At 51.5% G+C, this 330-nt stretch carries 1 protein-coding gene; it reads right to left on the reverse strand.

Annotation, left to right across the window (positions count from 1 at the left end):
* Positions 1 to 330: 50S ribosomal protein L24 (gene rplX, locus SM754_RS20160; RefSeq protein WP_323677928.1), on the reverse strand; the 330-nt coding region annotated here is incomplete at both ends.

Below are 330 nucleotides of genomic sequence, written 5' to 3' on the forward strand. Positions count from 1 at the left end.
CTTGAGGATACCAGTGACACGAGCACGTCCGGCAGCCTTGCGTTCGACGAGAGCACGGCGATCCTTATCCAACTTCAGCTTGGTAATGGCCACCTTAGAAGGGTGGATTCCGATGTGCACCGTGGAGCCATTGGCTTTCTCACGGGTGATTTTGTCGATGTGGATGACAAATTTTTTACGATAACATCTGATGACGCGTCCGTTGTTTCCCTTATGACGTCCACGCATGACGACGACCTCATCATCAACTCTGATGGGGATCGAGCGAATTCCGTGCTTTCCGCGCAGGTCCTTGGTCAAAGGTGAAGACATGATTCTTCTACGTTCGTG

This window comes from Halorubellus amylolyticus (assembly GCF_034808145.1).
Taxonomy (GTDB): Archaea; Halobacteriota; Halobacteria; order Halobacteriales; family Natrialbaceae; genus Halorubellus.